Origin of the sequence: Streptomyces sp. ADI96-02, assembly GCF_003846185.1 — a bacterium.
Classification (GTDB): Bacteria; Actinomycetota; Actinomycetes; order Streptomycetales; family Streptomycetaceae; genus Streptomyces.
On record NZ_ML123034.1, the window covers coordinates 4,983,749 to 5,005,439 of the forward strand.

General features: G+C 72.5%; 22 protein-coding genes and 1 pseudogene. 22 read left to right on the top strand and 1 reads right to left on the bottom strand.

Annotated elements, in window-relative coordinates; translation table 11 throughout:
- The 5 genes and pseudogenes from EES43_RS22050 to ffh all read left to right on the top strand — a co-directional run.
- A pseudogene (locus EES43_RS22050) lies at nucleotides 1–868 on the top strand (hypothetical protein); the annotation flags it as partial.
- A gap of 358 nt (nucleotides 869–1,226) precedes the next feature.
- On the top strand, nucleotides 1,227–2,597 hold the full coding sequence (locus tag EES43_RS22055; protein ID WP_124270310.1) for an ammonium transporter: 1,371 nt from the start codon (nucleotides 1,227–1,229) through the stop codon (nucleotides 2,595–2,597).
- Nucleotides 2,594–2,932 (top strand): P-II family nitrogen regulator, encoded by a 339-nt coding sequence (locus tag EES43_RS22060; RefSeq protein WP_124270311.1) that lies wholly within the window; start codon nucleotides 2,594–2,596, stop codon nucleotides 2,930–2,932. Before EES43_RS22055 ends, EES43_RS22060 begins: the two co-directional genes overlap by 4 nt.
- A 44-nt stretch (nucleotides 2,933–2,976) precedes the next feature.
- On the top strand, nucleotides 2,977–5,436 hold the full coding sequence (locus tag EES43_RS22065; RefSeq protein WP_124270312.1) for a [protein-PII] uridylyltransferase: 2,460 nt from the start codon (nucleotides 2,977–2,979) through the stop codon (nucleotides 5,434–5,436).
- Nucleotides 5,437–5,567: 131 nt separating this feature from the next.
- A complete protein-coding gene (gene ffh / locus EES43_RS22070) occupies nucleotides 5,568–7,115 on the top strand; it encodes a signal recognition particle protein (RefSeq protein WP_124270313.1) in 1,548 nt (515 codons plus the stop codon).
- Nucleotides 7,116–7,187: 72 nt separating this feature from the next.
- Here the strand turns inward: ffh and EES43_RS22075 are convergent, their stop codons facing one another.
- Nucleotides 7,188–8,066 (bottom strand): class I SAM-dependent methyltransferase, encoded by an 879-nt coding sequence (locus EES43_RS22075; protein WP_124270314.1) that lies wholly within the window; start codon nucleotides 8,064–8,066, stop codon nucleotides 7,188–7,190.
- 598 nt (nucleotides 8,067–8,664) lie between these two features.
- On the opposite strand from EES43_RS22075, the gene EES43_RS22080 reads away from it, so the two are divergent.
- The 17 genes from EES43_RS22080 (at nucleotide 8,665) to EES43_RS22160 (ending at nucleotide 21,612) form a co-directional block, all read left to right on the top strand.
- Complete coding sequence (locus EES43_RS22080) at nucleotides 8,665–9,258, top strand: hypothetical protein (RefSeq protein WP_124270315.1); 594 nt, start codon at nucleotides 8,665–8,667, stop codon at nucleotides 9,256–9,258.
- Between the two features lie 157 nt (nucleotides 9,259–9,415).
- On the top strand, nucleotides 9,416–9,856 hold the full coding sequence (gene rpsP / locus EES43_RS22085) for a 30S ribosomal protein S16 (RefSeq protein WP_124270316.1): 441 nt from the start codon (nucleotides 9,416–9,418) through the stop codon (nucleotides 9,854–9,856).
- A gap of 2 nt (nucleotides 9,857–9,858) precedes the next feature.
- Nucleotides 9,859–10,098 carry an RNA-binding protein gene (locus tag EES43_RS22090; RefSeq protein WP_003980229.1) on the top strand — a complete coding sequence of 80 codons (240 nt, stop codon included), beginning with the start codon at nucleotides 9,859–9,861 and terminating at the stop codon, nucleotides 10,096–10,098.
- Nucleotides 10,099–10,253: 155 nt separating this feature from the next.
- Nucleotides 10,254–10,841, top strand: a complete 588-nt coding sequence (gene rimM / locus EES43_RS22095) for a ribosome maturation factor RimM (RefSeq protein WP_124270317.1) — start codon at nucleotides 10,254–10,256, stop codon at nucleotides 10,839–10,841.
- Nucleotides 10,841–11,662, top strand: a complete 822-nt coding sequence (trmD, locus tag EES43_RS22100) for a tRNA (guanosine(37)-N1)-methyltransferase TrmD (RefSeq protein WP_124272103.1) — start codon at nucleotides 10,841–10,843, stop codon at nucleotides 11,660–11,662. The genes rimM and trmD overlap by 1 nt, the downstream gene beginning before the upstream one ends.
- 130 nt (nucleotides 11,663–11,792) lie before the next feature.
- Nucleotides 11,793–12,143: a 50S ribosomal protein L19 gene (gene rplS, locus EES43_RS22105; RefSeq protein ID WP_124270318.1), complete on the top strand. Its 351-nt coding sequence runs from the start codon at nucleotides 11,793–11,795 to the stop codon at nucleotides 12,141–12,143.
- Nucleotides 12,144–12,188: 45 nt separating this feature from the next.
- On the top strand, nucleotides 12,189–12,959 hold the full coding sequence (lepB, locus tag EES43_RS22110; RefSeq protein WP_124270319.1) for a signal peptidase I: 771 nt from the start codon (nucleotides 12,189–12,191) through the stop codon (nucleotides 12,957–12,959).
- The gene (gene lepB / locus EES43_RS22115) at nucleotides 12,952–14,031 is read left to right on the top strand and encodes a signal peptidase I (RefSeq protein WP_124270320.1); all 1,080 of its coding nucleotides are present in this window, start codon (nucleotides 12,952–12,954) and stop codon (nucleotides 14,029–14,031) included. The genes lepB (EES43_RS22110) and lepB (EES43_RS22115) overlap by 8 nt, the downstream gene beginning before the upstream one ends.
- A complete protein-coding gene (gene lepB / locus EES43_RS22120) occupies nucleotides 13,934–14,830 on the top strand; it encodes a signal peptidase I (RefSeq protein WP_124272104.1) in 897 nt (298 codons plus the stop codon). Before lepB (EES43_RS22115) ends, lepB (EES43_RS22120) begins: the two co-directional genes overlap by 98 nt.
- Nucleotides 14,831–14,880: 50 nt before the next feature.
- The gene (gene lepB, locus EES43_RS22125; protein WP_124270321.1) at nucleotides 14,881–15,636 is read left to right on the top strand and encodes a signal peptidase I; all 756 of its coding nucleotides are present in this window, start codon (nucleotides 14,881–14,883) and stop codon (nucleotides 15,634–15,636) included.
- Entirely contained in the window at nucleotides 15,633–16,145 is a 513-nt protein-coding gene (locus tag EES43_RS22130; RefSeq protein WP_124270322.1) for an NUDIX hydrolase, read from the top strand. The genes lepB (EES43_RS22125) and EES43_RS22130 overlap by 4 nt, the downstream gene beginning before the upstream one ends.
- 40 nt (nucleotides 16,146–16,185) lie before the next feature.
- The gene (locus EES43_RS22135) at nucleotides 16,186–16,494 is read left to right on the top strand and encodes a DUF2469 domain-containing protein (protein WP_003965949.1); all 309 of its coding nucleotides are present in this window, start codon (nucleotides 16,186–16,188) and stop codon (nucleotides 16,492–16,494) included.
- Nucleotides 16,495–16,673: 179 nt separating this feature from the next.
- Nucleotides 16,674–17,033: a YraN family protein gene (locus EES43_RS22140; protein WP_124270323.1), complete on the top strand. Its 360-nt coding sequence runs from the start codon at nucleotides 16,674–16,676 to the stop codon at nucleotides 17,031–17,033.
- Nucleotides 17,033–18,658 carry a YifB family Mg chelatase-like AAA ATPase gene (locus EES43_RS22145; RefSeq protein ID WP_124270324.1) on the top strand — a complete coding sequence of 542 codons (1,626 nt, stop codon included), beginning with the start codon at nucleotides 17,033–17,035 and terminating at the stop codon, nucleotides 18,656–18,658. The genes EES43_RS22140 and EES43_RS22145 overlap by 1 nt, the downstream gene beginning before the upstream one ends.
- A complete protein-coding gene (dprA, locus tag EES43_RS22150; protein ID WP_241192496.1) occupies nucleotides 18,655–19,854 on the top strand; it encodes a DNA-processing protein DprA in 1,200 nt (399 codons plus the stop codon). The genes EES43_RS22145 and dprA overlap by 4 nt, the downstream gene beginning before the upstream one ends.
- A 266-nt stretch (nucleotides 19,855–20,120) precedes the next feature.
- Nucleotides 20,121–20,957, top strand: a complete 837-nt coding sequence (whiG, locus tag EES43_RS22155) for an RNA polymerase sigma factor WhiG (protein ID WP_124270325.1) — start codon at nucleotides 20,121–20,123, stop codon at nucleotides 20,955–20,957.
- 97 nt (nucleotides 20,958–21,054) lie between these two features.
- Nucleotides 21,055–21,612: a TetR/AcrR family transcriptional regulator gene (locus tag EES43_RS22160; RefSeq protein ID WP_124272106.1), complete on the top strand. Its 558-nt coding sequence runs from the start codon at nucleotides 21,055–21,057 to the stop codon at nucleotides 21,610–21,612.
- Nucleotides 21,613–21,691: the final 79 nt, after the last annotated feature.

The following is a 21,691-nucleotide window of genomic DNA, read 5'->3' on the forward strand; positions in this document are numbered from 1 at the left end:
CCGCAAGGCCGTCGTCGGACAGCTTCACGAGGTCACCGACCTGCTCCAGGAGCCGCAGCCCGGCCCCACCGCCAAGCGCCTCTTCCGCTGCGCCGCCGAGCTGGCCGAGCTGGCGGGCTGGATGAGCTACGACGTCGGCCTCCAGCCCACGGCCCAGAAGTACTTCGTCCTCGCGCTGCACGCCGCGAAGGAGGCCGGCGACAAGCCGCTCGGCAGCTACGTCCTGTCCAGCATGAGCCGCCAGATGATCCACCTCGGACGCCCCGACGACGCCCTGGAGCTGATCCACCTCGCCCAGTACGGCAGCCGCGACTGCGCCACCCCGCGCACCCAGGCCATGCTGTACGCGATGGAGGCCCGCGCCTACGCCAACATGGGCCAGCCCAGCAAGTGCAAGCGCGCCGTCCGGATGGCCGAGGACACCTTCGAGGACGCCGGACTCGACGGCGAGCCCGAGCCCGACTGGATCCGGTTCTTCTCCGAGGCCGAGCTCAACGGCGAGAACGCCCACTCCTACCGCGACCTCGCCTATGTCGCCGGCCGCAGCCCCACGTACGCCTCGCTCGCCGAGCCCGTCATGACCAAGGCCGTCGAGCTGTTCGGCGAGGACGACGAGCACCAGCGCTCCTACGCGCTCAACCTGATCGGGATGGCGACCGTCCACCTCCTCCAGCGCGAACCGGAACAGTCCACCGTGCTGGCCACCCGCGCCCTGAAGATCGCCAGGAAGGTCCGCTCCGAGCGGGTCAACACCCGGCTGCGCAAGACCGTCGACACCGCGGCCAGGGACTTCGGCGACGTCGCCGACGTGGCCCGGCTCACCGAACTGCTCCACGAGCAGCTGCCGGAGACCGCCGAAGCGGTCTGACCCGCACCACCGGCCACCGGCCGCGGCGCCCCTTCCGAACAGCCCGACCCGGCTCCCCCATCGCCCGGTCGCACGGAGGACCGCCGCGGCCGGTCCTCGTCCGCCCCGCCCTCCGGCGTTTCAACCGCTCCGTATGCGACGCGGGCCGCATGGTAGGCAGGGCACGGGGCGCGCCACCTCGGGTTCATCCGGACGTAACACGCGATCCCCCTTCGTCACCGCGGCGAAACACCGTGCGGCATCCCTCGAAACGGCGTTCCGCCAATCTCGTGGCTGATAACCGGCCCCGCACCTTTTCCCCAGTGGTCCCGCAGCCTTCCCCCGCACGCCGCGGCCGCACGACGACGAGGAGACGCCGATGCCCCCAGGCATCACGACGCTTGCCGCAGACGCCCCCCAGCTGTCCGCCGCCAACACCGGGTTCATGCTCATCTGCTCGGCCCTGGTGATGCTCATGACTCCCGGCCTGGCCTTCTTCTACGGAGGCATGGTCCGCGTCAAGAGCACCCTCAACATGCTGATGATGAGCTTCATCAGCCTCGGGATCGTCACGATCCTGTGGGTGCTCTTCGGATTCAGCCTGGCCTTCGGCACCGACGTCGGCTCGGTCATCGGCTGGAGCTCGGACTACGTCGGCCTCAGCGGCATCGGCGTCACCGAGCTCTGGGACGGCTACACCATCCCGGTGTACGTCTTCGCCGTCTTCCAGCTGATGTTCGCCGTGCTCACCCCGGCCCTGATCAGCGGCGCGCTCGCCGACCGCGTCAAGTTCACCGCGTGGTCCCTGTTCGTCGTCCTGTGGGTCACCGTCGTCTACTTCCCGGTCGCGCACTGGGTCTGGGGCTCCGGCGGCTGGCTCTTCGAGATGGGCGTGATCGACTTCGCCGGCGGTACGGCCGTCCACATCAACGCCGGCGCCGCGGCCCTCGGCGTCATCCTCGTCATCGGCAAGCGCGTCGGCTTCAAGAAGGACCCGATGCGCCCGCACAGCCTCCCGCTCGTCATGCTCGGCGCGGCCCTCCTGTGGTTCGGCTGGTTCGGCTTCAACGCCGGATCCTGGCTCGGCAACGACGACGGCGTCGGCGCGGTCATGTTCCTCAACACCCAGGTCGCCGCCGCCGCGGCCGTCCTCGGCTGGCTCATCTACGAGAAGCTGCGCCACGGCTCCTTCACCACCCTCGGCGCCGCCTCCGGCGCGGTCGCCGGCCTCGTCGCCATCACCCCGGCGGGCGGCTCGGTCAGCCCGCTCGGCGCCATCGCGATCGGCGCCGTCGCCGGCGTCCTGTGCGCCATGGCGGTCGGTCTGAAGTACCGCTTCGGCTTCGACGACTCCCTGGACGTCGTCGGCGTCCACCTCGTCGGCGGCATCCTCGGCTCGCTCCTGGTCGGCTTCTTCGCCACCGGCGGCGTCCAGTCCGACGCCAAGGGCCTCTTCTACGGCGGCGGCCTCGAACAGCTCGGCAAGCAGGCCGTCGGCGTCTTCGCGGTCCTCGCGTACTCTCTGGTCGTCTCCGCCCTCATCGCCCTCCTGCTGGACCGCACCATCGGGATGCGGGTCTCCGAGGACGACGAGGTCGCGGGCATCGACCAGGTGGAGCACGCCGAGACGGCGTACGACTTCAGCGGCGCCGGCGGCGGCACGGTCTCCCGCACCGCCGCCCCGGTCCAGGATCCGACGGCGGCACCGAAGGCGAAGGCAGCACCGAAGGCGAAGAAGGTGGACGCATGAAGCTCATCACCGCGGTCGTGAAGCCCCACCGGCTGGACGAGATCAAGGAGGCCCTCCAGGCGTTCGGCGTCCAGGGGCTCACCGTCACCGAGGCCAGCGGTTACGGCCGCCAGCGCGGCCACACCGAGGTCTACCGGGGCGCGGAGTACACCGTCGACCTGGTACCGAAGATCCGCGTCGAGGTCCTCGTCGAGGACGACGACGCCGAACAGCTCATCGAGGTACTCGTCAAGGCCGCCCGCACCGGCAAGATCGGCGACGGGAAGGTCTGGAGCGTCCCGGTCGAGACGGCCGTACGGGTGCGGACGGGCGAACGCGGCCCGGACGCGCTCTGACCGGCGGACCGAGGAACCGAGGGCACCGAACGGAAGGCGACCGGGTGACGACCGACGTGACCACCGAAACCGAAGAACCCGGACCCAGCGGCTACGCGGCGGCCCGGCTGCGCCTCCTCCAGGGGACGGCGCGGTCCGGGCCGCCGCGCCGTGCGGCCCTCGCCCGCCTCACCGACGACTGGCTCACCGGCCTGTTCACCGCGGCGGCCGAACGGGCCCGGGTCCGCGGCGCCGCCCTCGTCGCCGTCGGCGGCTACGGCCGCGGCGAACTCTCCCCGCGCAGCGACCTCGACCTGCTCCTCCTGCACGACGGCAGCGCCGGCGCGGCGGCCCTCGCCGCCCTCGCCGACGCCCTCTGGTACCCCGTCTGGGACCTGGGCCTGGCCCTCGACCACTCCGTACGCACCCCCGCGGAGGCCCGGCGGACGGCCGGCGAGGACCTCAAGGTCCAGCTCGGCCTGCTCGACGCCCGCCCCGTCGCGGGCGACCTCGGCCTCGTCGCCTCCCTGCGCACCGCGGTCCTCGCCGACTGGCGCAACCAGGCCGCGAAACGCCTGCCCGCCCTCGACGAACTCTGCCGGGAGCGCGGCGAACGCGCGGGCGAGCTCCAGTTCCTCCTGGAACCCGACCTCAAGGAGGCCCGCGGCGGCCTCCGCGACGCCACCGCCCTGCGCGCCGTGGCCGCGTCCTGGGTCGCCGACGCACCCCGCGAAGGACTCGCCGAAGCCCGCCGCGTCCTGCTCGACACCCGCGACGCCCTCCACCTGACCACCGGACGCGCCACCGACCGCCTCGCCCTCCAGGAACAGGACCAGGTCGCCGAAGCCCTCGGCCTGCTGGACGCCGACACCCTGCTGCGCCAGGTGTACGAGGCCGCCCGCACCGTCTCGTACGCCACCGACGTCACCTGGCGCGAGGTCAACCGGGTGCTGCGCGCCCGCTCGGCCCGCCCCGGGCTCCGCGCCCTGCTCGGCCGAGGGCTCGGCGGCGCCAAGGCCGCACCCGAACGCACTCCGCTCGCCGACGGAGTGGTGGAGGCCGACGGCGAGGTCGTCCTCGCCCGCGCCGCCCGCCCCGAACGCGACCCGGTGCTCACCCTGCGCGCGGCGGCGGCCGCCGCCGAGGCCGCCCTCCCGCTCTCCCGCCACCTGGTGCGCCACCTCGCCGCCACCGCCCGGCCGCTGCCCGTCCCGTGGCCCCCCGAGGCGCGCGAGGAACTGGTCACCCTGCTCGGCGCGGGCGAGGCCGCCGTCGCCGTCTGGGAGGCGCTGGAAGCGGAAGGGATCGTCACCCGGCTGCTGCCCGACTGGGAACGCGTACGCTGCCGCCCGCAGCGCAACCCCGTCCACACCTGGACCGTCGACCGGCACCTCGTGGAGACCGCCGTCCGCGCCTCCGCGCTCGCCCGCCGCGTCCACCGCCCCGACCTGCTGCTGGTCGCCGCCCTCCTGCACGACATCGGCAAGGGATGGCCCGGCGACCACTCGGAGGCCGGCGAGGTGATCGCCCGGGACATGGCCGCCCGCATCGGCTTCGACCGGCACGACGTGGGCGTCATCGCCACCCTCGTACGCCACCACCTCCTGCTCGTGGAGACCGCCACCCGGCGCGACCTCGACGATCCCGCCACCGTCCGGTCCGTCGCCGACGCCGTGACCAGCACCTCCACCCTGGAACTGCTGCACGCCCTCACCGAGGCCGACGCGCTCGCCACCGGACCGGCCGCCTGGAGCGCCTGGCGCGCCTCGCTCGTCGCCGACCTCGTCCGACGCGTCGCCGCCGTCCTCGACGGCGAGGCCCCCGAGGAACCGGAGCGGGCCGCGCCCGGCGCCGAGCACGAACGCCTCGCCGTCGAGGCCCTGCGCACCGGCGGACCGGTCCTCGCCCTGCACACCCGGCCCGCGCCGCCGGCCGAGGACGGCGCGCCGGAACCCGTCGGCGTCGAACTCCTCATCGCCCTGCCCGACCGCCCCGGCGTCCTGCCCGCGGCGGCCGGCGTGCTCGCACTGCACCGCCTCACCGTCCGCTCCGCCGACCTGCGCGCCGTGGAACTGCCCGACGAGGTCGGCGAACCGGCGGAGCTGCTGCTGCTGAGCTGGCGGGTCGCCGCCGAGTACGGATCCCTTCCGCAGGCCGCCCGGCTCCGCGCCGACCTCGTCCGCGCCCTGGACGGATCCCTCGACATCCGGGCCCGCCTCGCCGAACGGGAGGCCGCCTACCCGCGCCGGCGCGGCGTGAAGGCCCCACCGCCCCGGGTCACCGTCGCGGCGGCGGGATCGCGCCGGGCCACGGTCATCGAGGTGCGCGCCCAGGACGCCCCGGGACTGCTGCACCGCATCGGCCGGGCCCTGGAGCAGAGCGGCGCACAGGTGCGCAGCGCCCATGTGTCGACCCTCGGGGCCAACGCGGTGGACGCCTTCTACGTCACCGGCGCCGACGGCGAACCGCTGCCCGGGGCGCGGGCGGCCGAGCTCGCCCGGGAGGTCGAGAAGGCCCTGGGCTGAGGTGGGCGGAACGGCCGCCGGGCCCCCCGGGGCGGCCGGATCCGGGCGAGGGCTCCGAGCCCGCCGGGGGGCGGATACCCTGGAGGGCGATTGACCTGCCCCGCCCCCGACCCTGAGGACCGACGAGCGCCGTGTTCGATACTCTCTCCGACCGCCTTAGCGCGACTTTCAAGAACCTCAGGGGCAAGGGCCGCTTGTCCGAGGCGGACATCGACGCCACGGCACGCGAGATCCGTATCGCCCTGCTGGAAGCCGACGTCGCCCTGCCCGTGGTGCGGGCCTTCATCGCCAACGTGAAGGAGCGGGCGCGCGGCTCCGAGGTCTCCCAGGCGCTGAACCCCGCCCAGCAGGTCGTCAAGATCGTCAACGAGGAGCTCGTCTCCATCCTCGGCGGCGAGACCCGCCGGCTGCGGTTCGCCAAGACCCCGCCCACCGTGATCATGCTCGCCGGCCTCCAGGGCGCGGGCAAGACCACGCTGGCCGGAAAGCTCGGCCTCTGGCTCAAGGCACAGGGCCACTCCCCGCTGCTCGTCGCCTGCGACCTCCAGCGCCCCAACGCCGTCAACCAGCTCAGCGTCGTCGCCGAGCGCGCCGGCGTCGCCGTGTACGCCCCCGAGCCGGGCAACGGCGTCGGAGACCCGGTCCGGGTCGCCCAGGACTCGATCGAGTTCGCCAGGGCCAAGGTCCACGACATCGTGATCGTCGACACCGCCGGCCGCCTCGGCATCGACCAGGAGCTGATGCGCCAGGCCGCGGACATCCGCGACGCCGTCAGCCCGGACGAGATCCTCTTCGTCGTCGACGCGATGATCGGTCAGGACGCGGTCAACACCGCCGAGGCGTTCCGCGACGGCGTGGGCTTCGACGGCGTCGTCCTGTCCAAGCTCGACGGCGACGCCCGCGGTGGTGCGGCCTTGTCGATCGCCCATGTCACGGGCAAGCAGATCATGTTCGCGTCGAACGGCGAGAAGCTGGAGGACTTCGACGCCTTCCACCCGGACCGGATGGCCTCCCGCATCCTCGACATGGGCGACCTGCTCACCCTGATCGAGCAGGCGGAGAAGACCTTCAGCCAGGAAGAGGCCGCCAAAATGGCCTCCAAGCTGGCGTCCAGCAAGGGCAAGGACTTCACGCTCGACGACTTCCTGGCCCAGATGGAACAGGTCCGCAAGATGGGCTCCATCTCCAAGCTGCTCGGGATGCTGCCCGGCATGGGGCAGATCAAGGACCAGATCAACAACATCGACGAGCGGGACATCGACCGCACCGCCGCGATCATCAAGTCGATGACGCCCAAGGAGCGCGCCGAGCCGACGATCATCAACGGCTCGCGCCGCGCCCGTATCGCCAAGGGCTCCGGCGTCGAGGTCTCCGCGGTGAAGAGCCTGGTGGAGCGGTTCTTCGAGGCCCGCAAGATGATGTCGAAGATGGCCCAGGGCGGCGGCATGCCCGGGATGCCGGGGATGCCCGGCATGGGTGGCGGCCCCGGCCGTCAGAAGAAGCAGGTCAAGCAGGCCAAGGGCAAGCGCAAGAGCGGCAACCCGATGAAGCGGAAGGCCGACGAGCAGGCCGCCGCGGCCCGCCGCGAGCAGGCCGCGCAGGGCGGGGCGCTCGGGCTGCCGGCCCAGGAGGACAAGAACTTCGAACTGCCGGACGAGTTCAGGAAGTTCATGGGCTGATCCACGTCCATGTGTTGACGGGCGCGGAACGGCGGCTCACCGGCCGGGGCGGCCGGTGAGTCGGAGCGCGGATCAGGCCGTGCAGACGAGGTAGCGGAAGACGTTCGGCATCCACACCGTGCCGTCCCGGCGCCGGTACGGGTGCAGCGCCTCGGCCACCTCCTTCTCCACCTGGCAGCGGTCGGTGGCGTGCACCGCCGCGTCGAACAGCCCGGTGGACAGCAGCCCGCGCACCGCGCTGCCGGTGTCCGCGTAGCCGAACGGGCAGGAGACCCGCCCCGAACCGTCCGGCTTCAGGCCGGCCCGCGCCGCCACGTCCTCCAGCTCGTCCCGGAGAACGGGCCGCCGTCCGCCTGCCCCCGGCTCCCGTGCCGCTTCCGCCAGCCGGTTCGCCACGCCCAGCACCTCCGACGTGGCGCACCGCTCCGGCGGCCCCCAGCCGGTCAGCACCACCGCGGCGCCCCGGCGGGACACCGCGACGGCCGACTCCAGCGCGGGCGCCAGCCCCGCGGAGTCGCCGGCCGCGCACCCGATCGGCTCGAACGCGGTCACCAGGTCGTACGCCGCGCCGTCCGCCGCGCCCGGCAGGCCGCCGTCGAGCAGACGGGCGCGGCTGCGGGCCGGGTGCGCCCGTCTGCCGTCCCGGCCCGCGCCGTCCCGGCCCGCCTCGGGCAGCAGCCGCGCACGGGCCAGCGCCAGGCGCTCCCGGTCGGTGTCCACGCCTGTGACGTGTGCCCCCCGCGCCGCCGCGACGAGCATCGCGAGACCCGAGCCGCAGCCGAGCGAGAGCACCCGGGTGGCGGCCCCGACCTCCAGCCGGTCGTACACCGCCTCGTACAGCGGCGCCAGCATGCGTTCCTGGATCTCGGCCCAGTCGCGGGCGCGGACACCGGCCTCCGCCGGTGCGGACGGCTCCACGTCACGGTGGTTCCGGACGAGCGTCGGTGTCATGGAAGGGCCCCAATCCGCCAAGAGATCGATCCTGCTCCAGTGGTCGCCCCCGTGTGCGTCTGTCCGCACCCCCGTATGTCAGGGAACTGCGCTCGCGCCGTCCCGTCCAGGGGTTGTGGGGCAATGCTTGCGTGCTCCGGTCGTGCGCCCCGTCGGACCTCGGCCGCGGCGGGGGTGTTTCACGCCGTCGTGCGACCGGACGGCCTCGGGGCGGCCCGGACGGCCTCGGGGCGGCACTGCCCTCGGCCGACCGAACGGTCCCCGTACGCCGCCAGGCAGGGCCTCCGCGCACCACGTCCGCTTCTCGCCACCAGTCTGACCCGACACCGTCGGCCGGGCACGTCGAGCGGCCTGGCGGCGGTGGTCTCGCCGCCGAAGCCGGGCTCCTCGTCTCCCGGCGCGCCTCCGCCGGCCGCACGCGCCCCGCGTACCGGAAACCGGACACCGCACGCCGTCTTTGTGCGAGCTGTGCGTCTTCTCCGCAGTTCTGCGCACCCGCCCGCGTCCGGACGCATCAAGGGCAACTGACTGGTACGTGCAAATTATTTGGGATGCCCCGGAATAGGAACACCGGAGCACTCGGGCTCGTTGTCACGACGTGAGCACGACACCACCTGTACTTGCCGCAGAGCTGGCGCAGGCGTGGGCCGACATTCAGCGGTACCACCCCGAGCTGCCCGATCTTGCCGCGCCCGAGTCCCTGATCGGAGAGTCGTCGTCCGCTTGTGGCGCCGAGCTCTCCTTCGAACGACTGCTCCACGAGGCAGTCCACGGCATCGCCGCCGCGAGAGGTGTCCGCGACACCTCCCGGGCCGGCCGCTACCACAACCGACGCTTCCTGGCGATCGCCGAGGAACTGGGTCTCGACCATGTCGAGGAACCCCACCCCAGCAGCGGGTTCTCGCTGGTCACGCTGAATCCGGAGGCCAAGCGCCGGTACCGCCCGACCGCCGAACGGCTGCAGCGCGCCCTCAAGGCGCACACGGTCGCCACCGCCGCCGACACCAAGCGCTCCTTCCGCGGGCCCGCCGCCCGGCACGGCTCCTCCGGGGGCGGCGTCCGGGTCAAGGCCGTCTGCGACTGCGGACGCAACGTCCGCGTCGTCCCGTCGGTCCTGGCGCAGGCGCCGATCGTGTGCGGCGGCTGCGGCAAGCCGTTCCGGATCCCGGAAGCGGCGGTCGCGGTGGGGTGAGCCGATGTGGTGTGGCACAATGGCTAGCTGTACTCGACAGCCGCACAGGACCCCTCTCTCCTCCGGCTGACGCGTCCGTCGGGCACCCGAGTACCGCAACCCCACGTGGCATCTTCGTTGTGCCCAACCACGTCAGAGACCAGGAGACACCACTTCCGTGGCAGTCAAGATCAAGCTGAAGCGTCTGGGCAAGATCCGTTCGCCTCACTACCGCATCGTCGTCGCCGACTCCCGTACCCGCCGTGACGGCCGGGCCATCGAGGAGATCGGCCTGTACCACCCGGTGCAGAACCCCTCGCGCATCGAGGTCAACTCGGAGCGTGCGCAGTACTGGCTGTCCGTCGGCGCCCAGCCGACCGAGCCGGTCCTCGCGATCCTGAAGCTCACCGGTGACTGGCAGGCCCACAAGGGCCTCCCGGCCCCCGCGCCGCTGCTGCAGCCGGAGCCCAAGGCCGACAAGCGCGCGCTGTTCGAGGCCCTGGCCGCGGACGGCGACGAGGCCAAGGGTGAGGCCATCACCCCCAAGGCCAAGAAGTCCGACAAGAAGGCGGACGAGGCGGCCGACGCTGCCGCGTCCACCGAGTCGACCGAGGCCTGAGCATGCTCGAGGAGGCTCTCGAGCACCTCGTGAAGGGCATCGTCGACAACCCCGACGACGTGCAGGTGGCCTCGCGCACCCTGCGCCGCGGGCGCGTGCTGGAGGTCCGGGTCCACCCGGACGACCTCGGCAAGGTGATCGGCCGCAACGGCCGCACCGCTCGCGCCCTGCGTACCGTCGTGGGCGCCATCGGCGGCCGTGGGATCCGCGTCGACCTCGTCGATGTGGACCAGGTTCGCTGAGCGAAGTTGAACACCGGCCAGGGCCGGGGAGGGCTTTCGAGCCGTCCCCGGCCTTTGTCGTCGACCGGGCGGACGTCCCCCGTCCACGTTCACGGATACGTCCTCTTCCACGTCCACGTCCGCATCCCATCACTCGGATCATTCGGAGAAACAGCGTGCAGTTGGTAGTTGCGCGGATCGGCCGCGCCCATGGCATCAAGGGCGAGGTCACCGTCGAGGTACGAACGGACGAGCCGGAGCTGCGGCTCGGGCCCGGCGCCGTCCTGGCCACCGATCCGGCGGCGACCGGCCCGCTGACGATCGAGGCGGGCCGGGTGCACAGCGGCAGGCTGCTGCTGCGCTTCGAGGGCGTACGCGACCGCACGGCCGCCGAGGCGCTGCGCAACACCCTGCTGATCGCCGAGGTGGACCCGGACGAACTCCCGGAGGACCCCGAGGAGTTCTACGACCACCAGCTGATCGACCTCGACGTCGTCCTGGCCGACGGCACCGCGATCGGCCGGATCACCGAGATCTCCCACCTGCCCTCGCAGGACCTGTTCATCGTGGAGCGCCCCGACGGGAGCGAGGTGATGATCCCCTTCGTGGAGGAGATCGTCACCGGGATCGACCTGGAGGAGCAGCGCGCGGTCATCACGCCCCCGCCCGGCCTGATCGACGAGAGCGAGGCCGTGGTGGCCTCCTCCCGCGACGAGGAGCCCACCGCCGGGGACGCGGGCGGGACGCCGAAGGGCGACGCGTGATGCGGCTCGACGTCGTCACGATCTTCCCCGAGTACCTGGAACCGCTGAACGTCTCCCTCGTCGGCAAGGCCCGCGCCCGCGGCGTCCTCGACGTGCACGTCCACGACCTGCGGCAGTGGACGTACGACCGGCACAACACGGTCGACGACACCCCTTACGGCGGCGGGCCCGGCATGGTCATGAAGACCGAGCCGTGGGGTGAGGCGCTGGACGAGGCCCTGGCCGACGGCTACGAGGCCGGGGCGCGCTCCCCGGTCCTCGTGGTGCCCACGCCCAGTGGACGCCCCTTCACCCAGGAGCTGGCGGTCGAGCTCTCCGCGAAGCCGTGGCTCCTGTTCGCGCCCGCGCGCTACGAGGGCATCGACCGGCGGGTGATGGACGAGTACGCCACCCGCCTTCCCGTCGTCGAGGTCTCCATCGGCGACTACGTGCTGGCCGGCGGGGAAGCGGCCGTCCTGGTCGTCACGGAGGCCGTGGCCCGCCTGCTGCCCGGAGTGCTCGGCAACGCCGAGTCGCACCGCGACGACTCCTTCGCCCCCGGCGCGATGGCCGACCTGCTGGAGGGCCCGGTCTACACGAAGCCGCCCGAGTGGCGCGGCCGGTCCATCCCGGAGGTCCTGCTCAGCGGCCACCACGGGAAGATCGCGCGCTGGCGGCGCGACCAGGCGTTCGCCCGTACCGCCCTGAACCGGCCGGACCTCATCGAGCGGTGCGAGGCGAGTGCCTTCGACAAGAAGGACCGCGAGATCCTCTCCATCCTGGGCTGGGCGCCCGAGCCCGGCGGCCGATTTTGGCGCAGGCCGTCCGCCGTGGAAGAATAGGCCGCTGCTGTACGTCCGGTGTGCGCCCCTGCCACAGGGGGAAAGACGCCCGCCCGACGCGGTCAGCACTCCGAAACTCCTCACGACATGCCGTCGATGACCTGTGGCATCGGCGAAGAAAGCAGAAACGATGACTTCCCTGCTCGATGGCGTCAACGCCGCCTCTCTCCGTACGGACGTCCCGGCGTTCCGCCCCGGTGACACCGTCAACGTCCACGTGCGCGTGATCGAGGGCAACCGCTCCCGTATCCAGCAGTTCAAGGGCGTCGTCATCCGCCGCCAGGGTTCGGGCGTCAGCGAGACCTTCACGGTCCGCAAGGTCTCCTTCAGCGTCGGCGTCGAGCGCACCTTCCCGGTGCACAGCCCGATCTTCGAGAAGATCGAGCTCGTCACCCGCGGTGACGTCCGCCGCGCCAAGCTGTACTTCCTCCGTGAGCTGCGCGGCAAGGCCGCGAAGATCAAGGAGAAGCGCGACAACTGAGCTGCCGCCCGCGTCCGCGGCCCGGCCGGATAAGCTTCGGCCGCGATGGACACGCAAGCACAGCACTCGGAGCGCGACCGCTCCTCGGCACCCGATGAGGGTCCCGAGGAGCGGTCGCGCTTCTCGCGTGTCGGGAGCCGGATCGCCGCCGCGCTGTCCCGGCCGCGCACCCTGGCCCTCGGAGCGGCGGGCGCCGGTGTACTGCTGCTGTTCAGCGCCTACGTCGTCCAGCCCTACCTGATCCCCAGCGGTTCGATGGAGCCCACCCTGCGCGTCGGGGACCGGGTCCTCGTCAACAAGCTGGCGTACCGCTTCGGCTCCGTGCCCGAGCGGGGCGACGTCGTCGTCTTCGACGGGACCGGCTCCTTCGTACGGCAGGACGCCGACGGGAACCCGGTGACCGCGCTGCTGCGCCGGGCCGCCGCCTCCCTCGGCCTCGCCGAGCCCGCCGACACCGACTTCGTGAAGCGGGTCGTCGGCGTGGGCGGCGACCGCGTCGTCTGCTGCGACGAGCGGGGGAGGGTCGAGGTGAACGGCGTGCCGGTGGACGAGACGTATCTCCATCCCGGGGACAGCGCCTCCCGGGTGCCCTTCGACATCGCGGTGCCGCGGGGCACGCTCTGGATGATGGGCGACCACCGCAGCCGCTCCAGCGACTCCCGCGACCGTCTCGGGTCGCCCGGGGGAGGCATGGTCCCGGTCGACATGGTGACCGGCCGGGTGGACTGGCTCGGCTGGCCGTTCGCCAGGGTCGGCCCGCTGCCCGGGACCGCCGCTTTCGACGGCGTACGGGTTCCCGGCGGGGCGCATGGGTAAGCGCGGGCGTCCCCGCGGCGCACGCAGGCGCGGCGTCGCGCCGCCCGGCGGGACCAGGGCCGCCGGGCCCCGCTCCCTGCCGACCCGGGCGGAGCGCCGCAAGCTCGCCCGGAAGGTCCGGCGCAAGCGCCGCAGGTCCGCGGTGAAGGAGATACCCGTCCTCATCGTCGTGGCGCTGCTGATCGCGCTCGTCCTGAAGACGTTCCTGGTCCAGGCGTTCGTGATCCCCTCCGGATCGATGGAGCAGACGATCCGGATCGGCGACCGGGTCCTGGTCGACAAACTGACACCGTGGTTCGGTTCCAAGCCCCAGCGCGGCGACGTGGTGGTCTTCAAGGACCCCGGCGGCTGGCTGCACGGTGAGCCCGCCGCGGTCGGCGGTGAGGACCCGCCGATCGGCGTCAAACAGGTGACCGAGCTGTTGACGTTCATCGGCCTGCTGCCGTCCGACGACGAGCAGGACCTGATCAAGCGGGTGGTGGCCGTCGGCGGCGACACCGTCAAGTGCTGCGGTGCGGACGGCCGGGTCACGGTCAACGGCGTTCCCCTGTCCGAGCCCTACCTCTACCCCTCCGACCGGCCTTCCACCGTCCAATTCGAGGTAAAGGTTCCGCCCGGCCGGCTCTTCATGATGGGTGACCACCGGTCCAATTCCGCCGACTCCCGTTTCCACCTCGACGAGCCCGGGAAGGGCACGATCTCCGAGAAGCAGGTCGTGGGACGGGCCATGGTGATCGCCTGGCCCCTCGGCCACTGGCGGACCCTGGAGGAACGCGGGACCTTCGCCACGGTCCCGCAGGCGCGCGCCGCGCCACCCCTGGTCACAGCTCCGTCGAATAGTGTGTCCACCCTGGTTCCATACGGAATGGACCGGCTCCCGACCCCTGCGGAACTCCCGCTCGTTATGGGAGTGGTGGGCCTGCACCGGATGGGACGCGGGCCGTGGCACGTACTGAGGAGTGGATGTGGGGGATTTGGCGGTCGGCGCACGATCCGGACACGACGAACCCGAGGACCGTCCGGAGCGCGGCGAGTCTCCCGCGGGAGGCGCGACGGGCCGGCCGGAGGGTGAGGCGGGCTCCCCGGGAGACGGCGGTGGAAAGAAGCAGAAGAAACAGCGTTCCTTCTGGATGGAGCTGCCGCTGCTCATCGGCATCGCGCTCGTCCTGGCGCTGTTGATCAAGACCTTCCTGGTCCAGGCGTTCTCCATCCCCTCGGACTCCATGCAGAACACACTGCAGCGGGGCGACCGGGTGCTGGTGGACAAGCTGACACCGTGGTTCGGCTCCGAGCCGGAGCGCGGCGAGGTCGTGGTCTTCCACGACCCGGGCGGCTGGCTGGAGGACACCGCGACGCCGGAGCCCAACGCGGTGCAGAAGTTCCTCAGCTTCATCGGTCTGATGCCCTCCTCGGAGGAGAAGGACCTGATCAAGCGCGTCATCGCGATCGGCGGTGACACCGTGGAGTGCAAGGTGAACGGGCCGGTCGTGGTCAACGGCAAGGCCCTGGACGAGAAGTCGTTCATCTTCCCGGGGAACACGCCCTGCAACGACAAGCCCTTCGGCCCGATCCGCGTGCCCGACGGCCGGATCTGGGTCATGGGCGACCACCGGCAGAACTCGCTGGACTCCCGCTACCACCAGGAGCTTCCCGGCCAGGGCACGGTCTCCACGGACGAGGTCGTCGGCCGCGCGTTCGTCGTCGCCTGGCCCATCAACCGCTGGGCCACCCTGCCCATCCCCCGCACGTTCGACCAGCCCGGTCTGAACGCCGCCGCGGCGATGACGCCCGCGGCACTCGGAGTGGCCGGGGCGCTGCCCATCGTGCTGTGGCGGCGCAGGAGGCTGACCGGCGGGCGTACCGACGGGTAGGGTGCCGACTCGGATCAGCGATTGTCGATCTCCGATGGGGGAGCGCTGGGATGAGCGGTACGGATCGTGCAGTCGGCGGCCGGGGTCGGGCCGGCACCGTGGTGTCGGGCCTGGCCGTGGCCGTCGGCTGTGTGCTGTTCCTCGGCGGTTTCGCCTGGGCGGCACTCGTGTACCAGCCGTACACGGTTCCGACGGAGTCGATGGCCCCCACGGTGAACGCCGGGGACCGGGTGCTCGCGGAACGGATAGACGGCTCCGACGTACGGCGCGGTGACGTGGTGGTGTTCACCGACCCCCTCTGGGGTGACACGCCCATGGTCAAGCGCGTGGTCGGCGTCGGCGGCGACACCGTGGCCTGCTGCGAGCAGGGCGGGCGGCTCACGGTGGACGGCACGCCGGTGGACGAGCCTTACCTGAGCCGGGGAACGGGCGCCGCCGGCGCCCCGGGCCCGGCCTCGCCGCAGAAGTTCTCCGCGAAGGTGCCCGAGGGCGCGCTCTTCCTGCTCGGCGACGAGCGGGTCTCCTCCCTGGACTCCCGCGTCCATCTTCAGGACGCCGGACAGGGCTCGGTGCCGCTGAGCGCCGTGCGGGCCCGGGTCGACGCGGTCGCCTGGCCGATGAACGGGATGATCGGCCGTCCCGCGGCCTTCGCCGCGCTCCCCGGCGGCGTGTCGGCCGAAGGGCCGCTCCCGCTCCAGGCGGGCGCGGCCCTCCTCGGCGTGGTGCTCATCCTGGGCGGCGCGGCGTACGGACCGGTCGCCGCACGGGCCGCCCGCCGCGAGCGGACCGTCGGCGGGGCCCGGTGACGGGCACGGTCCGCCGGGTCGCCCGGGTGGTGCTCCTGGACCCGGACGACCGGATCCTGCTGCTCCACGGCTACGAGCCGGGCGACCCGGCGGACACCTGGTGGTTCACGCCGGGAGGGGGCCTGGAGGGCGACGAGACCAGGGAGCAGGCGGCCCGCCGCGAGCTGGCCGAGGAGACCGGGATCACGGACGTCGAACTGGGGCCGGTGCTGTGGAAGCGGACCTGCTCCTTCCCGTTCGACGGCCGCCGCTGGGACCAGGACGAGTGGTACTTCCTGGCCCGTACGGCGCAGACCGCCACCGACCCGCGGGGCCTGACCGACCTGGAGCTCCGCAGCGTCGCCGGTCTGAGGTGGTGGACTTCCGCCGAACTCGCGGCGACGCGTGAGACGGTGTATCCGACCAGACTCGCCGAGCTGCTGCGCACGCTTCTCGACGAGGGTCCTCCACGTGTTCCGTCGGTCCTGACCCCTGAAATCGTCTTATCGTCCAGGGGCGTCGAAGGCTGACGCACAATGGGGGGACGCACGGCTGAAGGGGAAACATGCCATGAGCGCCGAGGACCTCGAGAAGTACGAGACCGAGATGGAGCTGAAGCTCTACCGGGAGTACCGCGATGTCGTCGGTCTGTTCAAATATGTGATCGAGACCGAACGGCGCTTCTACCTCACCAACGACTACGAGATGCAGGTGCACTCCGTCCAGGGCGAGGTCTTCTTCGAGGTGTCCATGGCGGACGCCTGGGTCTGGGACATGTACCGGCCCGCGAGGTTCGTCAAGCAGGTCCGTGTGCTGACCTTCAAGGACGTCAATATCGAAGAGCTCAACAAGAGCGATCTGGAACTTCCGGGGGGCTGAGCCCGCGCGGCCCGCGGCGGCGGACCGCCGATGCGCGCGCTCGCGACGCGCCCGCGAGATCCAAGGACGACCCGGTCACCCGTGTGGGGGACCGGGTTTTCCACATCCGCCCAGTTGTCCACCAAGATCCACAGTGCCCGCGCGGACAGGCCAGAGTCGGTGCCGGAGGTGGTGCCGAAATGAACGCACGGGGGGCACTCGGGCGGTATGGCGAGGACCTGGCGGCACGGCTGCTGGCCGACGCCGGGATGGACGTGATCGAGCGGAACTGGCGCTGTCGCGCCGGAGAGATCGACATCGTGGCCAGGGACGGTAACGCCCTGGTCGTCTGCGAGGTGAAGACCCGCAGGTCGCAGGAGTTCGAACATCCGATGGCCGCGGTGACGCCGGTCAAGGCCGATCGGCTGCGCCGGCTCGCCGAGATCTGGCTCGACCGGCACGGCGGGCCGCCGGGCGGGGGCGTGCGGATCGATCTCGTCGGGGTGACCGTGCCCCGGCGCGGCGCTCCCGTCGTGGAGCACGCGCGAGGGGTGTCCTGATGGGCTTCGCGCGAGCGTGTTCGGTGGCGCTGGTCGGCGTCGAGGGCGTGGTGGTCGAGGTGCAGGCGGACCTGGAGCCCGGGGTGGCCGCGTTCACCCTGGTCGGTCTGCCGGACAAGAGCCTGGTGGAGAGCCGGGACCGGGTGCGGGCGGCGGTGGTGAACTCCGGCGCGGAGTGGCCGCAGAAGAAGCTCACGGTCGGGCTCTCCCCGGCCTCGGTGCCCAAGAGTGGATCGGGATTCGATCTCGCCGTGGCCTGCGCGGTCCTCGGGGCGGCCGAGCGGCTCGATCCCGCCGCCATCGCCGACGTGGTGATGATCGGAGAGCTGGGGCTGGACGGCCGGGTACGGCCGGTGCGCGGCGTGCTGCCCGCCGTCCTCGCGGCGGCCGAGGCGGGATACCGGCAGGTCGTCGTGCCCGAGCAGACGGCGGGGGAGGCCGCTCTCGTGCCGGGCGTCTCGGTCCTCGGCGTCCGGAGCCTGCGCCAGCTGGTCGCCGTCCTGTGCGACGAGCCGGTCCCGGACGAGCCCGCCGACGGCGGTCAGGGCCGGCCCGACGCCATGCTCGCCGGGCTCATGGTCCCGGGCATCGGCCTCGGCACCGGCCTCGCGGCGGCCTCGGCGGGCGGGGACGGCGGGCGGCCCGACCTGGCGGACGTCGCCGGGCAGCGGCGTCCGCGCCAGGCCCTGGAGGTGGCCGCGGCCGGCGGCCACCACCTGCTGCTCTCGGGCCCGCCGGGAGCGGGCAAGACCATGCTGGCGGAACGGCTCCCGGCTCTCCTGCCGCCGCTCACCCGGCAGGAATCCCTCGAAGTGACGGCGGTCCATTCCGTGGCGGGCATCCTCCCACCGGGTGAACCGCTCGTCGCCCGCGCGCCCTACTGCGCGCCGCACCACTCCGCGACGATGCAGTCGCTGGTGGGCGGGGGCAACGGGATGCCGAGACCCGGAGCCGTCTCGCTCGCCCATCGTGGGATCCTCTTCCTCGACGAAGCGCCGGAATTCTCCGCGAAGGCGCTCGACGCCCTGCGCCAGCCCCTGGAGTCCGGCCATGTCGTGGTGGCCCGGGCGGCGGGCGTGGTGCGGCTTCCCGCCAGGTTCCTGATGGTCCTCGCCGCCAACCCGTGTCCCTGCGGGCGGCACACCCTGACCGGTGCGGGCTGCGAGTGCCCTCCCTCGGCGGTCCGCCGCTACCAGGCCCGCCTGTCGGGGCCGCTGCTCGACCGCGTGGACCTCCGGGTCGAGGTGGAGCCGGTCAACCGCGCGGATCTGCTCGGGCAGGGCGGGCGCGGCGAGCCGACGGCGGTGGTGGCCGCGCGGGTGCGGGAGGCGCGGGAGCGGGCCGCGCGACGGCTGGCGGGCACGCCCTGGGCCACCAACAGCGAGGTGCCGGGCCATGAGCTGCGGACCCGGCTGCTCACGGCTCCGGGAGCGCCGGCGCAGGCGGAACGGGACCTGGAGCGCGGCCTGCTCACGGCCCGCGGCCTGGACCGGGTGCTGCGGGTGGCGTGGACCGTGGCGGACCTGCGGGGTGCGGACCGGCCCGAGGCGGGCGACGTCGCGGCGGCGCTGGAGCTGCGCACGGGGATCCGGCGCGGGGTGCCGATGGAGGCGGGGGCGCGGTGAAGGCGTCCACGGAACGGGCGGCGGGGCGGGGCCGGGGGCCGGAGGACGCGGAGCGGCTGGCCCGGGCCGCGTTGACGAGGGTGCTGGAGCCGGGCGACGAGCGCGCCGGGCAGTGGCTGCGGGCGGCCGGGCCCGTCGGGCTGCTGCGGATCCTCGGCTCCGAGGACGGGTCCGCCGCCGAGACGCTGCCCGGAATGACCGCCGCGCGCCGGGAGGGCCACCTGCTGCGGGCTGCGGCTGCCGACCCCGTGCGCGATCTGGCGGAGGTGGCCGCGGCGGGCGGGCGCTTCGTCTGCCCCGGCGACCTGGAGTGGCCCAGCCAGCTGGACGACCTGGGCGACGCGCGGCCGGTCGGGCTCTGGGTGCGGGGCGCCGCGGACCTGCGGCTGTGGTCCCTGCGCTCGGTCGCGGTGGTCGGTGCGCGCGCCTGCACCGCGTACGGCGCGCACATGGCCGCGAGCATGGGCGCCGGGCTCGCGGAGCGCGGTTGGGTGGTGGTGTCGGGCGCGGCGTTCGGCGTGGACGGGGCGGCCCACCGCGGGGCCCTCGCGGCGGGCGGGGCCACGACGGCGGTGCTGGCCTGCGGCGTGGACGTCGTCTACCCGCGAGGACATGCCGAGTTGATCGGGAGGGTGGCGCAACAGGGCCTCGTCGTCACGGAGTTGCCGCCGTCCTCGCACCCGACGCGCAGCAGGTTCGTCCTGCGCAACCGGGTGATCGCCGCCCTGACCAGGGGAACGGTCGTGGTGGAGGCCGAGTACCGCAGCGGATCGCTCGTCACCGCCCGCCGGGCGCAAAACCTCGGCCGCCACGTGATGGGAGTGCCCGGCCCCGCCACCAGCGGCCTCTCGGCAGGCGTTCACGAGCTGCTGCGCGGCGAGGGCGTGCTGGTCACCGACGCGTCCGAAGTCGTCGAACTGGTCGGGGACATCGGCGAGCTCGCTCCGGTCAGGCGCGGCCCGGTGCTGCCCCGGGACCAGTTGGGCGCGACCGCCGCGCGCGTCCTCGAATCCCTTCCGTACCACGGCCTCGCCCGCCCCCGTGACCTCGCCCGCAGCGCCGGGACGTCCAGCGACGAAGCGCTCGCGCTGCTGTACGAACTGCACTCACTGGGGTTCGTCGAACGCGAGGGCGACGGATGGCGGTTGACGGTCACCCCGCCACGCAACGGCGACGCGCGGCGGGGCGGTACTTGACCTGGAGCATTCGGGTGAAAAGGTAAGCCCGATGACCTCGGACCAACGCTCGACGGCGTATCCGGGGCCGACGCCCGGGGCGACGCCCATGGTGACGGCCCCGGACCTCGCCGGGCGCGACCGGTGTCCGCGGCAGAACGAAATCGCGCGGTACGGAACTCCTCGCCTGCGCGGACTGCGACCCCACAGTCACGCTACGCTCACAAGGATTCCGCCCCAGACAAAAGTCCCCCAGCACTTCACGGCAGAACGGCTCAAGGCACCACATGCCCCAGCACACCTCCGGGTCTGACCGCGCGGCAGTACCACCGGTTGCGCGTGGCACTGTGCGCCCTCCCGCCCCCTCCTCCCTCGACGAGTTGTGGCGCTCCTACAAGACCACCGGTGACGAGCGGCTGCGGGAGCAGCTGATCCTGCACTACTCGCCGCTGGTCAAGTACGTCGCGGGGCGGGTGAGCGTGGGGCTGCCGTCCAACGTCGAGCAGGCCGACTTCGTCTCCTCCGGAGTCTTCGGGCTGATCGACGCGATCGAGAAGTTCGACATCGAGCGGGCCATCAAGTTCGAGACGTACGCGATCACCAGGATCCGCGGCGCGATGATCGACGAACTGCGGGCGCTGGACTGGATTCCCCGCTCGGTGCGGCAGAAGGCGCGCAACGTGGAGCGCGCCTACGCCACGCTGGAGGCGCAGCTGAGACGTACGCCCTCCGAGGCCGAGGTGGCCGCGGAGATGGGCATCGCGTTGGAGGAACTGCACGCCGTTTTCAGCCAGTTGTCGCTGGCGAACGTCGTCGCCCTGGAGGAGCTGCTGCACGTCGGCGGCGAGGGCGGCGACCGGTTGAGCCTGATGGACACCCTGGAGGACACCACCGCCGACAATCCGGTCGAGGTCGCCGAGGACCGCGAGCTGAGACGGCTCCTCGCCCGTGCCATCAACACGCTCCCCGACCGTGAGAAGACCGTGGTGACGCTCTACTACTACGAGGGGCTGACCCTGGCGGAGATCGGCAACGTCCTCGGTGTGACGGAGAGCCGGGTCAGCCAGATCCACACCAAGTCCGTGCTCCAGCTCCGGGCCAAACTGGCCGACGCCGGCCGCTGAGAAGCCGGGTCTTCGGCCACCCGAACAGAGGCCGAACCCTTCCCTCGCAGACGTGCCGCCGTAGAGTGGAGGCGTGCCCAGGATTCGAGCGGCCTCCGTGGCCGAGCACCGGACCATGCAGCGCGGCGCCCTCCTGGACGCCGCGCGCTCTCTGCTGTCCGAAGGCGGTACGGAGGCGCTGACCTTCCCCGCACTCGCCGAGCGCACGGGTCTCGCTCGGTCCTCCGTGTACGAGTACTTCCGCTCCCGCGCCGCGGTCGTCGAGGAGCTGTGCGCCGTCGACTTCCCCGTCTGGGCGGCCGAGGTCGAGAACGCGATGCGGCGTGAGGAGACCCCCGAGGCGAAGATCGAGGCGTATGTGCGCCGCCAGCTCGACCTCGTCGGGGACCGCCGCCACCGCGCGGTCGTCGCGATCTCCGCGAGCGAGCTGGACGCCGGCGCCCGGGAGAAGATCCGGGCGGCGCACGGCGGTCTGATCGCCATGATCGTCGAGGCCCTGGCCGACCTCGGCCACACGCAGCCCCGGCTCGCCGCGATGCTCCTCCAGGGCTCGGTGGACGCCGCCGTGCGCCGCATCGAGCTCGGGGTCGCCGAGGAGCCCGGCCTGATCGCGGACACCGCGGTCGGCATGATCCTGCGCGGCGTACGCGGCTGAACGAACCGCGACGAGCGGGGGAGAGGGGCCCGGCCCGCTTCTCCGCCCCGGCCCGCCCGTCCCGATCGGCGCGGGGTTG

What these genes read in the sequence shown, in the direction of transcription:
- EES43_RS22055 (WP_124270310.1), top strand. Translation starts at nt 1,227, where the DNA reads ATGCCCCCAGGCATCACGACGCTTGCCGCAGACGCCCCCCAGCTGTCC.
- EES43_RS22060 (WP_124270311.1), top strand. Translation starts at nt 2,594, where the DNA reads ATGAAGCTCATCACCGCGGTCGTGAAGCCCCACCGGCTGGACGAGATC.
- EES43_RS22075 (WP_124270314.1), bottom strand. Translation starts at nt 8,066, where the DNA reads ATGACACCGACGCTCGTCCGGAACCACCGTGACGTGGAGCCGTCCGCA.
- EES43_RS22090 (WP_003980229.1), top strand. Translation starts at nt 9,859, where the DNA reads ATGCTCGAGGAGGCTCTCGAGCACCTCGTGAAGGGCATCGTCGACAAC.
- trmD (WP_124272103.1), top strand. Translation starts at nt 10,841, where the DNA reads ATGCGGCTCGACGTCGTCACGATCTTCCCCGAGTACCTGGAACCGCTG.
- rplS (WP_124270318.1), top strand. Translation starts at nt 11,793, where the DNA reads ATGACTTCCCTGCTCGATGGCGTCAACGCCGCCTCTCTCCGTACGGAC.
- lepB (WP_124270319.1), top strand. Translation starts at nt 12,189, where the DNA reads ATGGACACGCAAGCACAGCACTCGGAGCGCGACCGCTCCTCGGCACCC.
- lepB (WP_124270320.1), top strand. Translation starts at nt 12,952, where the DNA reads ATGGGTAAGCGCGGGCGTCCCCGCGGCGCACGCAGGCGCGGCGTCGCG.
- lepB (WP_124270321.1), top strand. Translation starts at nt 14,881, where the DNA reads ATGAGCGGTACGGATCGTGCAGTCGGCGGCCGGGGTCGGGCCGGCACC.
- EES43_RS22135 (WP_003965949.1), top strand. Translation starts at nt 16,186, where the DNA reads ATGAGCGCCGAGGACCTCGAGAAGTACGAGACCGAGATGGAGCTGAAG.
- EES43_RS22140 (WP_124270323.1), top strand. Translation starts at nt 16,674, where the DNA reads ATGAACGCACGGGGGGCACTCGGGCGGTATGGCGAGGACCTGGCGGCA.
- EES43_RS22145 (WP_124270324.1), top strand. Translation starts at nt 17,033, where the DNA reads ATGGGCTTCGCGCGAGCGTGTTCGGTGGCGCTGGTCGGCGTCGAGGGC.
- whiG (WP_124270325.1), top strand. Translation starts at nt 20,121, where the DNA reads ATGCCCCAGCACACCTCCGGGTCTGACCGCGCGGCAGTACCACCGGTT.